This is a genomic window from Flavobacterium fryxellicola (assembly GCF_900143245.1).
In the GTDB taxonomy this organism is placed as follows: Bacteria; Bacteroidota; Bacteroidia; order Flavobacteriales; family Flavobacteriaceae; genus Flavobacterium; species Flavobacterium fryxellicola.
Window position 1 is genome coordinate 224031 of the sequence record NZ_FRDK01000003.1, and the last position, 12455, is coordinate 236485.

10 protein-coding genes are annotated in these 12455 nt (G+C 33.9%); 5 read left to right on the forward strand and 5 right to left on the reverse strand.

Annotation, left to right across the window (positions count from 1 at the left end; all coding sequences use genetic code 11):
- Nucleotides 1-55: 55 nt before the first annotated feature.
- A complete protein-coding gene (locus tag BUA03_RS07135) occupies nt 56-3643 on the reverse strand; it encodes a PAS domain-containing protein (protein ID WP_066079992.1) in 3588 nt (1195 codons plus the stop codon).
- 298 nt (nt 3644-3941) lie between these two features.
- On the opposite strand from BUA03_RS07135, the gene dnaG reads away from it, so the two are divergent.
- Nucleotides 3942-5918 (forward strand): DNA primase, encoded by a 1977-nt coding sequence (dnaG, locus tag BUA03_RS07140; RefSeq protein WP_066079989.1) that lies wholly within the window; start codon nt 3942-3944, stop codon nt 5916-5918.
- A 149-nt stretch (nt 5919-6067) separates the two neighbouring features.
- On the opposite strand, the gene BUA03_RS07145 is transcribed toward dnaG, so the two are convergent.
- Both BUA03_RS07145 and nadE read right to left on the reverse strand, forming a co-directional pair.
- The gene (locus BUA03_RS07145) at nt 6068-6697 is read right to left on the reverse strand and encodes a response regulator transcription factor (protein WP_066079986.1); all 630 of its coding nucleotides are present in this window, start codon (nt 6695-6697) and stop codon (nt 6068-6070) included.
- 100 nt (nt 6698-6797) lie between these two features.
- Complete coding sequence (gene nadE / locus BUA03_RS07150) at nt 6798-7598, reverse strand: NAD(+) synthase (protein WP_066079983.1); 801 nt, start codon at nt 7596-7598, stop codon at nt 6798-6800.
- A gap of 100 nt (nt 7599-7698) precedes the next feature.
- On the opposite strand from nadE, the gene gldB reads away from it, so the two are divergent.
- Both gldB and gldC read left to right on the forward strand, forming a co-directional pair.
- Nucleotides 7699-8655, forward strand: a complete 957-nt coding sequence (gene gldB, locus BUA03_RS07155) for a gliding motility lipoprotein GldB (RefSeq protein WP_066079980.1) — start codon at nt 7699-7701, stop codon at nt 8653-8655.
- Complete coding sequence (gene gldC / locus BUA03_RS07160) at nt 8655-8993, forward strand: gliding motility protein GldC (protein WP_066079977.1); 339 nt, start codon at nt 8655-8657, stop codon at nt 8991-8993. Before gldB ends, gldC begins: the two co-directional genes overlap by 1 nt.
- A 229-nt stretch (nt 8994-9222) precedes the next feature.
- On the opposite strand, the gene yihA is transcribed toward gldC, so the two are convergent.
- Complete coding sequence (gene yihA, locus BUA03_RS07165) at nt 9223-9843, reverse strand: ribosome biogenesis GTP-binding protein YihA/YsxC (protein WP_066079974.1); 621 nt, start codon at nt 9841-9843, stop codon at nt 9223-9225.
- A gap of 31 nt (nt 9844-9874) precedes the next feature.
- The gene (locus tag BUA03_RS07170; RefSeq protein WP_066080767.1) at nt 9875-10648 is read right to left on the reverse strand and encodes an alpha/beta fold hydrolase; all 774 of its coding nucleotides are present in this window, start codon (nt 10646-10648) and stop codon (nt 9875-9877) included.
- Between the two features lie 380 nt (nt 10649-11028).
- Between BUA03_RS07170 and mraZ the strand changes: the two genes are divergently transcribed.
- Together mraZ and rsmH are read left to right on the forward strand one after the other, a co-directional pair.
- Complete coding sequence (gene mraZ / locus BUA03_RS07175) at nt 11029-11502, forward strand: division/cell wall cluster transcriptional repressor MraZ (RefSeq protein ID WP_066079972.1); 474 nt, start codon at nt 11029-11031, stop codon at nt 11500-11502.
- Entirely contained in the window at nt 11477-12385 is a 909-nt protein-coding gene (rsmH, locus tag BUA03_RS07180) for a 16S rRNA (cytosine(1402)-N(4))-methyltransferase RsmH (RefSeq protein WP_175542099.1), read from the forward strand. Before mraZ ends, rsmH begins: the two co-directional genes overlap by 26 nt.
- The last annotated feature ends 70 nt before the right edge of the window (nt 12386-12455 follow it).

The window sequence follows — 12455 nt, forward strand, 5'->3', positions numbered from 1 at the left end:
AAGGTGTGCTTTCTAGCTCGAAATCAAAATTGTATTTGGACTAAAATAGTATTGATTAGCATTCGTTGGTATGATGCAGTGGAAATTCTAAGGTTATTTTTGTGCCTTTTCCTAATTTACTTTCGAGTTTCACAATTCCCGAATTTTTTTCAGTAAATGTTTTTACTATATAAAGCCCTAAACCAGTACCTTGAATCCCATCAGTATTCCTAGCTCTAAAAAAGGTGTTGAAAAGTTTATGCTGATCTGGTTTTGGAATTCCGATCCCAAAATCAATAATTTCAACAACAATGGTAGTGTCTCTAGTAAAAAGAGAAAGGACGATGTCGCCAAATCCTTCAGAATATTTAAAAGCGTTATTTAAAACATTGAACAGCGCGTATTCCATTAGATTCCTATCTGCAAGAACAGGAAATAAATTTCCCTGAATGGCTGTTTTTACGGTTCGGCCATCTTTTTGATTGGAGTAACTGGTTTCAATTACATCCAAACAAACTTGCTTTAAGTCGAAAGGAATTGGACTAAAATTAGTCTTTCCTGAATCTTCTCTAGAAATAGTCAATACTGTATTCATTAGTTCGACAATGCGATCTATTTCATTGGTAATGGTGTATAAATGCTTTTGCAGTCGGTCAGAGTTTTTAAATGTTTGCCCTTCAGTATACATTTCTATTAATTCTGCACTTGTTCTAATAGTTGTTATCGGGGTTCTAAACTCATGTGATATGGTCGAAACTAAGTTGGTGCGTAACTCGTTTAGTTTTTGTTCCTGAGCCAGTGTTTTCTTAATAGATTCCTCTGCTTCTTTTTGTACAGTAATTTCTCTTGTTCCTGAGTGAAAACTAACCGGGATTCCATTTACTTTAACTAAATTAGCTTTGGTTTCAAACCATACGTACTGTCCATTTGTGTTTCTATATCTAGTTTGTACGGTCACATCTTCCTTTTTAGTTAATAAAATTGAAATGTTCTCTTGTAGGTTTTCTACATCATCGGGATGTGTAAATGCTAAAGGTGATTTTCCTATTAAGTATTCAGGACTGTAGCCTAAAAGTTTGTAAACGGAGGGAGAGACATATTGAAAAGTAGTATCTAAATTATGCAAACAAACTAAATCAAGTGTGTTATCTGCCAAAAGTCGGTACCTGTTTTTAGCTTCATTAAGTTGGATTGCTTTATTTCTGAAATTTTCCTCTGTTAGTAATTTGTTTTCTGCTTCTATTTTTTTTCTTTCGGTAATATCTATAATCTGTGGAATATAATGCATAATTGCTCCTTCATTATCCCTTACTACTGATACAGACAAATGAACCCATACTATAGATTTGTTTTTATGGATGTATCTTTTTTCCACATTGAAATTTGGCGCTAAACCTAAAGTCAATCTTTTTTTATTGATTACATCTGCTTCTATATCATCCGGATGGGTCATCATTAGGCAAGTTAATTTTTTAAACTCTTCCTTAGAATAGCCTAATATTTCCCATGATCTTGTATTTGTTTCGATCCAAAAACCATCGAGATCTATGATCGCCATTCCTACAGCAGAATGTTCAAATGCCCCTTTAAATTTTTCCTCACTTATGCGTAATTCTTCACTAACTTTTTTCTTAGTGGTGATATCCGTTTGAGCTCCAATCATACGAATCGCTTTGTTTGATTTGTTTCGGATAATATAGGCCGTATCTATTAAATAAGCATAAGTACCGTCAGATTTTAAATAACGAAATTCATCATGCCAAGTTATTGCTTTACTTTCAAGTGTTTTGTTGACGTTTTTAAGAACTCTTTCTAAGTCATCAGGATGAATCAGGTTATTAAATTCGGTTACTTTTAAAAAGTTATTTTTGTTATTTATTTTATGACCAAAAAGCTTCGTGTAATTTTCTCCAATTATAAGATTTTCAGATCCTATTTCCCAATCCCAAATTACATCAGATGTTGCTTTAGTGGCATAAGTAAAACGCTCGTTGCTAATTTTCAACGCTTCTTCGGTGTTTTTTTGGTGGGTAATATTGTTGAAAGAACAAATTACATAAAGCAATTCCTTGTTGCTGTCAAAAATGGGTATAGCATCAACCAATAACCAAACCAAATCTTTTTTGGTTGGTCGATGAACCCCCATTACTATATTATTGACTGGTTTTAAGGACTGTATGCACTGCGGTACAGGATGTTCTTCCGGTTTAAAGTTATTGCCATTTTCGTGAATTACCTGCCAGTAGTCATCAAAAGAGGTCTTTCCTAAAAGTTGGTCGTGCGTAAGTCCAAGCATCTCGCAGGCAGCTAAATTATTTTCTAAAATTTCCGAGTTGGGTCCTTGAACCAAAATTCCTACGGCGGTATTATTTAAAATATTTTTGATTAATTCTCTACTTTGGATTATTTCCGCTTCTATGTTTTTGCTTTCTGTGATGTTAACACTAAAACCAATCATCATTTTAAAGCTTCCATCATCATTAAAAACGGGAGTAAATTTGCGGTTATGGTAGGTTTTACCGTCATTTACTGCATGTAACGTTTCCTCCCAGAAAGAGGTCTCTCTGTTTTGAAGTGTGGCGAGAAACCTTTCTCGACGACTCTTGGCAATGGAGGAATCTCTATTCAGGTGTGCTGCGTATTCAAAATCATCTTTCCCAATGATAAATTCACGAAGTTCTTTGTTTTTAATAGCAACAGGATTTAAATATTGGTATTTATGGTGGACATCAAAAACCACAACATCGGTTGGTAAACTATTCAATATAGTTTCGTAGAAATCTTTTTGTTGATTCAGTTTCTGTTCAGTTTCTATAAATTCTGTGATGTCCGTGCAGTTGCCAATATAAAAAGGTCCTTCATCCTTTTCAAATAATTGTACACAAGAGGAATGCCAAACATAGTGCCCTTTCTTGTGTAGTAATCTATAGGAAATTTGTTTGCTATTTTTTTTATTAAGAGTTATAGAATTGAAGTAGACAGTACACTTTTCAATGTCATCTGGATGGATAAATTGGGAAAAGTTTGTTCCAATAACTTCATTCAATTCGTGTCCCACAGAAGTTGTCCAATTTTTTGATATGTAAGTGAGCACTCCTTCTAAATTAATCTGATATAAAATCTCCTTTGAATTTTCTTCAAACATTTGAAATTTTATTCTATTGTGATTCTTGAGCGCTTGCAACTCTTGGTTCTTTATATGTAGCTGTGCTATAGATTCTATGCTGCTAACGGATTGTTTTATGATTTTTAAATCATTGCAGGACAATTCTCTGGACGTTTTATCTAATATGCAAAGTGTTCCTGTAAAAAGTTCAGATATAGTTATAGGAAAACCTGCGAAAAACTCAAAAAAGGGAACCGATTTAGTATTATCAAGAGATTGATATCTAAAATCCTTTTTGATATTAGAAATAAGTAAGACTTGATTGTTTATTACTAATTCTTGAAAACAAATAATATCGTTTGGATTACTTAAAGACTCCAAGCCAACCTGAGCTTGAATGGAATGATTCTCATTCTCGCAGACTGTGATAAAAGCAGCTGAAATTATATCTATTTCTGAGAGAAATAATAAAATTTCTTCAAATTCTTTTTGGAAGTTAGTATTTAATAGCAAATTAGAATTTGCTTTTTTAGTCTTTACTAAAGGTTTTATTTCCATAAAAATGTTTACTTATGGGATATTGAATTTTACTACTGGTTCGGAAATCAATTGCAAATGAACGCATATTTAATTATAAATGAACAGTGATTAAAAAGGAAATTTAGATTCTTGCGGAAATCAATTTTAATAGTAAGTTTTTTAGCCTTAAAAATTTTTTAGAATTCAGGTTTAGTGCATTTTAGTATCTTGAAACTATTGTGAAAGTAGGAAAGTGCTACGATGATTGATTTTATTTATACTGCAGATAATTTTGTCGCACTAAACTTTGTAACTTTGAATTTCCAAAATAAAAAAATTGATTTCAAAAGCTACCATAGATACTGTTTTCGAAACCGCTCGAGTAGAGGAGGTTATCAGTGATTTCGTAAATTTAAAACGAGCAGGGTCTAACTTTAAAGGATTGAGTCCCTTCTCTGAAGAGCGTTCTCCATCGTTTATGGTTTCACCGGCCAAAGGAATTTGGAAGGATTTCAGCTCAGGAAAAGGGGGCAACTCAGTGGCTTTCTTGATGGAGCACGAAAAGTTTACTTATCCAGAAGCGATTCGCTATTTAGCCAAAAAGTACAATATTGAAATTGAAGAAACGGAGCAAACGGATGAAGAGAAAGCCAATACTGATGTCCGAGAAAGCATGTATTTGGTCTCGGAATTTGCAAAAACCTACTTTCATAATACGCTTTTAAACTCGGAGGAAGGCAAGGCGATCGGATATTCTTATTTTAAAGAGCGAGGGTTTACCAATGAAATAATAAGGAAATTTAGTTTAGGTTATTCACCCGAAGCTTGGGATGCTTTTACAAAGGAAGCGCTTGGTAAAGGCTATCAACTAGAATTTCTGGAAAGTACAGGTTTGACAATTCCACGAGAAGACAGACCATTTGATCGTTTCAAAGGACGCGTGATGTTTCCTATCCAAAGTATGTCAGGTAGAGTGCTGGGTTTTGGAGGAAGGATTCTTACCAACGATAAAAAAGCAGCAAAGTACTTAAATTCGCCGGAAAGTGATATTTACCACAAAAGTAAAGTGCTTTATGGGATTTATCAAGCCAAGCAATCTATTGCCAAACTGAATAATTGTTATCTAGTAGAAGGATATACCGATGTAATTCAGTTTAACCAAGCGGGAATTGAGAATGTCGTTGCTTCTTCTGGTACAGCATTAACACCCGACCAAATCCGATTAGTAAACCGATTAACAAAAAATATCACCGTGCTTTTTGATGGCGATGCAGCAGGATTACGTGCTTCTATCCGTGGAATAGATTTGATTTTAGAAGAAGGAATGAACGTAAAAGTATGTACTTTTCCTGATGGAGAAGATCCAGATAGTTTTGCCAAGAAAACATCCTACGAGGATTTAATTTTATATTTAGAGAATAATGCCAAAGATTTTATTCAGTTCAAAGCATCCCTTTTGATGAATGAAGCTAAAAATGACCCTATCAAAAAAGCTGATTTGATTCGGGATATGGTTGTTAGTATTTCGAAAATTCCAGATAGAATCCAGAGAGAAATTTACATTCAGGAGTGTTCTAGGATAATGGATATTTCAGAACAAGTTTTGCAAAGTACTTTAGCGCAATTAGTCCAAAAAGAGGTTCATGAAGTGGACAAAAAGCAAAAACAAGTTCAAAAGGCGTTTGACTTTGTGAAAAATGAAAGTACAAATCCAGCAGATAAAGTGGATTCTCTTTATCTATTTGAACGGGAGATTATCAAAGTTCTTTTGTTATACGGAAACAAGACAGAGAATTTTGAAGAAGTATTGATGAAGACCAATGAAGAAGGAGAAATCATAGAAGTTTCTGAGATGAAAGAATTAAAGATTTTTCAAAAAATATATTTAAGTTTACAAGAAGATGAAGTAGAGTTTGCAAGTCAAATATTCAAGGAAATTTATGGTGATTTAATTAATTATTACCTTCAAAACGAAGATTCTGGTGTGGAAAAATATATAAGTCATTTGCAAGCGGGTGTTCCTCAAGAGGTAACAAGTATTATGATGGAGGATGAGAAATACGTATTGCACGACTGGATTGGTCAGAATATATTTCCAAAAACCAAAGAAGAAACACTAAATCAGAGTATTTCGGATACGTTGTTTACTCTCAGATGGTTTTTACTCAGTGAGATTATAGAAGATTTAAAAAACGCGGTGTCAAATGAACCAGATTCAGATAATATGGAATCCTTGACCATGGTGATGAATTATATAGAACTAAGAGGGAAGTTTTCAAAGAAATTGGGAAGAGTCGTAGTCCGCTACCATTGAAAAACAGACAATTTAAAGTTTTTATCAAATAGGTAAGAATAAAGAAAGCGCTGTAACATCTGAATCAAATTCGGATGTTACAGCGCTTTTGGTAATGCGTATTCCTTTTTTAGTTAAAAAAAAACAGGAAGAGTATCCTTTAGCTAGTGCTAAACAATCTCTAATTTTTTTGCTTTTTCTACTAAGTCTACTAAATTGGTAACGTTTAGTTTTGTAAGCAATCGCAATTTGTACGTACTGATCGTTTTTTCGTTGAGTCCTAAAATTTCAGCAATTTCATGATTCTTTTTTCCTCCACTTAAATAACGTAATACTTCCACTTCTCGATTGGACAGCTTACGATACAAACGCTCACTCTTGCTTTGTTTAGCAATCAACGCTAAGTTTTTCTTCACGGTTTCGTTCATTATGATCTTACCTTGGTAGACTTTAATAATAGAAATACCTAAAGTTTCTAACTTTTCTGATTTATGCACAAAGCCAGATACTCCAGCTTTTATGGCATTTGGCGCATAAATTTGTTCAGAAAGACCACTGAAGATAATAATTTTTGTTTTTGGAAAATTTTTCAAGACCGCTTTAACCTCAAAAATACTGGAAAGACCTTCCAGCTCCAAATCTAATACTAATACATCAATGTCTTTTGTTTGAAGGATATCCCTCACCATCAAGAAATTGCCCACGTTGGCAACTATTGAGATGTCTGCATTATCTTTAAAGTAAGATTTTACTCCAAAATGCACAACAGGGAAATTATCGGCTATACATACTTTAATCATAATTTTTAATTTTTAGAATTGTTTTTAATTGTAATTGGAGCTGTAAAATTAATAAATAAATTCTGTAATTAATTGTAAATCAATATAAAATATGATTTCTTTACTCTTTTATCACAAAACAAACCGGAATTGGTGTCATTTTATGTTGATTAATGGTGTTTAATCGTTTGTAAATTTCGAAAACAATTTTTTCTCTTCCTGAAAAGTCATCCTTATTTTTTCTAGCTTCATCCTGCGTCATTGCCCATTCTAGCTCATCATAACTAGCTCCTAATTGATCTTCATCTGTCCTGTCATCACCAAATAGGCCATCTGTTGGGGAGGCTTCTAATATGGATTCTGGTATTTTTAAAAAACGGCCTAATAAATAGACCTCGGATTTCATTAAATCGGCAATTGGACTCAAATCCACTCCGCCATCTCCATATTTTGTATAGAAACCAACTCCAAAATCTTCTACTTTATTACCGGTTCCGGCAACCAATAAGCCATGAATTCCAGCAAAGTAATATAAAGTGGTCATTCGTAATCGTGCGCGAGTATTGGCTAGTGCTAAGGATACTTTGGCTTCATTTGAATCGCCAGGAACTGCTGATTGGAAGGTGTCAAAAACACGGGTTAAGTCCGCTTCAATACTAGTAACATTAGGGAATCGTTGCTTTAACTGTTCAATATGTTCTCGTCCTCTAGTGACATGACTTGCTGCTTGATGGATTGGCATTTCTACGCATAAAACCTGCAATCCTGTTTGAGCGCACAAGGTTGAGGTAACGGCTGAATCTACTCCACCTGATATGCCTATAACAAATCCATTTACCTTTGCATTCTCAGCATAACTTTTCAGCCAGTTTACAATTTGGATATTCACTTTTTCAACTTGAATTGTACTTTTTTTAGTCATAATAGTTTACGTTTTAAAAAGCAGGAATGTATATTTGCAAAATAGTTGTCTTGTGCTTTCGTTTCCCAGGATTCTTTGGGAACAAATTTAATTAATATATATGAAAAAATATCTGTTTCTTGTAGTCTTTTGCCTCTTCGTTTTGTCTTGTGACAAGAAAAGTAAAGTTGAAAGTGCTGTAATTGCCATTCCTATGGAAGTGAAGGTAGTACGTTTTGACAAAATATTTTTTGAAACACCACCACAGAATTTAGAAAAAGTAAAAAAAGAATTTCCGTTTTTCTTTCCTTTAGGAAATGACAACAGTGTTTGGTTAAATAAAATGCAAGATCCTATTTGGAGAGAATTGTATACCGAAGTTCAAAAAAAGTATGCTGATTTTAAACCCGTGAAAGAAGAATTAGAAACGCTTTTTAAACATATTAAATACTATTTTCCACAAACCAAAACGCCCAAAATAATTACTATAATCTCTGAAATGGATTATAAAAATAAAGCTATCTATGCGGACAGTCTTGTCATCGTATCCCTTGAATTGTATTTAGGGAAGGATCACAAGTTTTATCAGTTTCCAAATTATTTAAAACAAAATTTTGAGCAAAGGCAGATTGCGCCAGATGTAGTTTCAAGTTTTGCTGGCCGTAAAATTGCGCCAATACTAGAGAAGGATTTATTAAGTCAGATGATTTATCACGGAAAGCAATTGTATTTAAAGGATTTATTATTGCCTACTTATTCAGATGCCGAAAAAATGGGATATACTCCTGAACAAATAGTTTGGTGTCAGGAAAATGAAAGTTACATGTGGCGTTATTTTATTGAAAAAGAAATGCTTTATAGCAGTGATCAAAAATTAGTCCCTAGATTTATAAATCCAGCGCCATTTTCTAAATTTTATTTGGAAATTGATAATGATTCACCAGGACAAGTTGGTGCATGGTTAGGTTGGCAGATCGTGCGATCCTATGCAAAAAATAATGATCTGCCTATTGCGGATTTGTTGAAAACAAATGCGAAAGAAATTTTTATTAAATCAAAATACAAACCCAAGAAATAATGTCAAATAAAAACACATCAGAAATTAAGTTTCTAGTCGAATTAGATGAAAATCGTGTTCCAGAAAAATTAATGTGGTCTGCAAAAGATGGAGGAGTCGAGTTAGAGGAGGCAAAAGCAATTATGTTGTCTGTTTGGGACAGCAAAGCAAAAGAAAGTATGCGGATTGATTTATGGACAAAAGATATGCCAGTCGACGAAATGAAAATTTTCTTTCACCAGACTTTAGTAGCGATGTCGGAAACATTTAAACGGGCTACAGATGATGAAAAGATGGCGGATACAATGAAAGATTTCTGCGAATATTTTGCTGAGAAATTGGACCTAAAAAAGCAGTAATGTAGTATGCTTCGGTGCTAATAGTTGGAGGAGAAATTCGACCTCGATTAGGAATTAGTTGATTTTATCTGCATTTCAATTTTTCTGCACGGTCAAAAAATAGTCGGAACAGATATCAAAAAAAACGGAGTCGAATTTTAGTAGTTATGTTAAGGGTGGTACTAAAGCAAAAATCCCAAAACTAAATTAAGTTTTGGGATTTTTTTATTTTATGAAAAGTAGCCTATTTCTAAAACTGAGCATTGTTTTTGAAGACCTCTTGATTTACTTCGTCTATATAACTCAATAATTCTTCCTTCCCAGTAGATTCTGTCGCTGAGGTTACAAAATAATGCGGCATTTCGGCCCAGTTGTTAGCAAACATTTTCTTTTTGTAAGCGGCAACATGAGAATCAATTTTTACCTTACTGATCTTATCTGCCTTGGTAAAAACAATACAAAAAGGAATTTCGCTTTCCCCCATGTACGACATGAATTCGATGTCTATCGTTTGTGCTTCATGACGGATGTCTATCAACACAAAAGCACAAACTAATTGCTCTCTCGTTTCAAAATAATCCGTAATAAATTCTTGGAAAATGGATTTTGTTTTTTTGGAAACTTTAGCATAACCATAACCTGGTAAATCCACTAGAAACCAATTATTATTAATCAAAAAATGATTAATCAATTGAGTTTTTCCGGGTCTTCCAGACGTTTTTGCTAATTTTTTCTGATTTGTTATCATGTTGATCAAAGAGGATTTTCCAACATTTGATCTGCCTATAAAAGCATATTCCGGCAAAAAGTCTTTTGGACATTTGCTTACATCGGAGTTGCTGATAACAAATTCGGCGGTATTAATTTTCATTTTTTCAGGGTATAAGATTCTCCTTCTACGTTTAGTGTACTGCTAAATGAGTATGGGTTAACCAATCTTCTAGTAAGCGATTAAATTCATCGGGATGTTCCATCATAGCGGCATGACCGCATTTGTCAATCCAATACAAAGCCGAATTAGGTAATAATTTATGAAATTCTTCAGCAACATCTGGCGGGGTAACTTTATCATTTTTTCCCCAGATAATGCAAGTTTGAACATGCATTTTTGGCAAATCTTTGGCCATGTTATGACGAATAGCACTTTTGGCAATCGTCAATGTTTTTATTAGTTTTATACGGTCATTTACAGATTCATACACTTCATCAATAAGTTCTTTAGTAGCTACTTTGGGATCGTAGAACACATCCTCAGCTTTTTTCTTAATGTACTCGTAGTCCCCTCTTTTGGGATAACTGTCTCCCATAGCGCTTTCGTAAAGTCCAGAACTACCAGTTATTACTAGTCCAGCTACTTTTTCAGGATACATTTTAGTATGGTATAATGCAATGTGGCCTCCCAAGGAGTTTCCTAAAAGGATCACGCGTTCTAAACCTTTGAAAGTGATGAAATCCTTAACATATTTTGCAAAACTTTTTACATTCGTTTTCAAAATATTTTGCGTGTATATAGGTAAATCTGGAATGATTATTTTGTATCCTCTTGTGGAAAAGTAATTGGCCACAGCGTCAAAATTGCTGAGTCCTCCCATCAGTCCATGCAAGATCACAATTGGAGTTCCTTCGCCAGCTTCATAATAGCTGTATCTACCTTCTTTTTTATAGTGTTTTTCCATTTTTTGTGAAACCGGATTTTCAATTTTGACAAATATAGGATTTAATAAATAAAAATGAATTTTTACAACAATTTTTAATTGTAAAATTATCGAGATAGCTCCTCTATTTGATACTTTTTTTTTCAATTTTAGTCTTCGTTTTATTCTTTTTAAGTGGCCCTCATAGCATTTAAAAACGATAATTCATTGTGTTTTTAATGTCTATTTTTTATAACATTATGTTTCTTACAAATAAGGCAAAGGGAGGCTAATCTTTTGACAGTCTATAAATTAAGGGTTTTTGTCCTAAAGTGGTTAAACTTATTAACAAAGTGGTATATAGTGGTAAATTGTGGTAATATTTTTTATATTTTTGCTCTATATCATTTAATACTTTTTTCTTGGATACAATTGTCGGAACATATGAATGTAAAGTCGATGCTAAAGGAAGGCTGCTTATGCCAGCGCCCTTAAAAAAGCAGTTGGCTACTTCACTTCAAAACGGATTCGTTTTGAAGCGTTCCGTTTTTCAGCCTTGTTTGGAGTTGTATCCCATGAAAGAATGGGATTTAATGATGCAAAAAATCAATAAACTCAATCGATTTGTAAAGAAAAACAATGACTTCATTCGCAGGTTTACCGCTGGTGTTAAAGTAGTTGAGATTGATGCTTTAGGGCGGTTGTTAGTTCCTAAAGATTTGGTGGCTTATTCATGTATTGCAAAAGAGGTAGTTTTCTCTTCAGCTGTAAATATTGTAGAAATCTGGGATAAAGATTTGTATGAAAAATCAATAAGCGGCGATGATGTAGATTTTGCGGATTTGGCCGAGGAAGTAATGGGAAATATAAATGACGACGACAATGGAATATCATAATCCGGTTTTGCTTCAAGCATCAGTAGATGGCCTAAATATCAAGCCTGATGGCATTTATGTAGATGTGACTTTTGGTGGAGGTGGACATTCAAAAGAGATTTTGAAGAGACTCGGTCCAAACGGAAAATTATTTGCTTTTGATCAGGATGAAGATGCTCTGGCAAATGCTCTAACTGATGAAAGATTTACGTTGATCAATGAAAATTTTAGATTTATAAAACGGTTTTTACGCTTTTATGGAGTAAAAAGTGTGGATGGAATTTTAGCAGATTTAGGGGTTTCTTCCCATCAATTTGATGTTGCAGAGCGGGGTTTTTCTACTCGCTTTGATGCCGATTTAGATATGAGAATGAGTCAGAAAAATGATTTGAATGCGTATAGAGTGGTCAATGAATATGATGAGGCTAGTTTAAAAAGAGTGTTCTTGGATTATGGTGAATTGAAAAACGCACCCGTTTTAGCCAGAACAATTATAGAAGCTAGGGAGCAAGATCCAATCAAGACAACGGATGCACTGAAAGAGGTTTTAGCGCGTTTTTTACCAGAGAGAGTCAGAAATAAAATATTAGCTCAGATATATCAGGCCATTCGAATAGAAGTAAATCAGGAGATGGATGTTTTGAAAGAGTTTTTGGAACAGTCACTGGAAATTTTAAATTCAAATGGAAGGTTAAGCGTGATCTCTTACCATTCGTTAGAAGACAGATTGGTGAAGCGATTTGTGAAAAACGGCATGTTTGAAGGAGAACCAGAGCGTGACTTTTTTGGTAATTTTTCGGTTCCGTTCAAAACAGTTGGAAAATTAATCGTCCCCGATCACGCCGAGATCAAAGAAAATAACAGAGCGAGAAGTGCAAAATTACGGATCGCTGAAAAGAGGTAATTCTAAACTTGCGAGGTGGAAAGCAATCTAAAATAGTAACAATAAAATATACCCAATTGCAGATCTTCTC

Coding starts and splice junctions, on each gene's coding strand:
- nadE (WP_066079983.1), bottom strand. CDS start 7,598: ATGACTAAAAAAAGTACAATTCAAGTTGAAAAAGTGAATATCCAAATT.
- BUA03_RS07145 (WP_066079986.1), bottom strand. CDS start 6,697: ATGATTAAAGTATGTATAGCCGATAATTTCCCTGTTGTGCATTTTGGA.
- rsmH (WP_175542099.1), top strand. CDS start 11,477: ATGACGACGACAATGGAATATCATAATCCGGTTTTGCTTCAAGCATCA.
- BUA03_RS07170 (WP_066080767.1), bottom strand. CDS start 10,648: ATGGAAAAACACTATAAAAAAGAAGGTAGATACAGCTATTATGAAGCT.
- gldC (WP_066079977.1), top strand. CDS start 8,655: ATGTCAAATAAAAACACATCAGAAATTAAGTTTCTAGTCGAATTAGAT.
- BUA03_RS07135 (WP_066079992.1), bottom strand. CDS start 3,643: ATGGAAATAAAACCTTTAGTAAAGACTAAAAAAGCAAATTCTAATTTG.
- gldB (WP_066079980.1), top strand. CDS start 7,699: ATGAAAAAATATCTGTTTCTTGTAGTCTTTTGCCTCTTCGTTTTGTCT.
- yihA (WP_066079974.1), bottom strand. CDS start 9,843: ATGAAAATTAATACCGCCGAATTTGTTATCAGCAACTCCGATGTAAGC.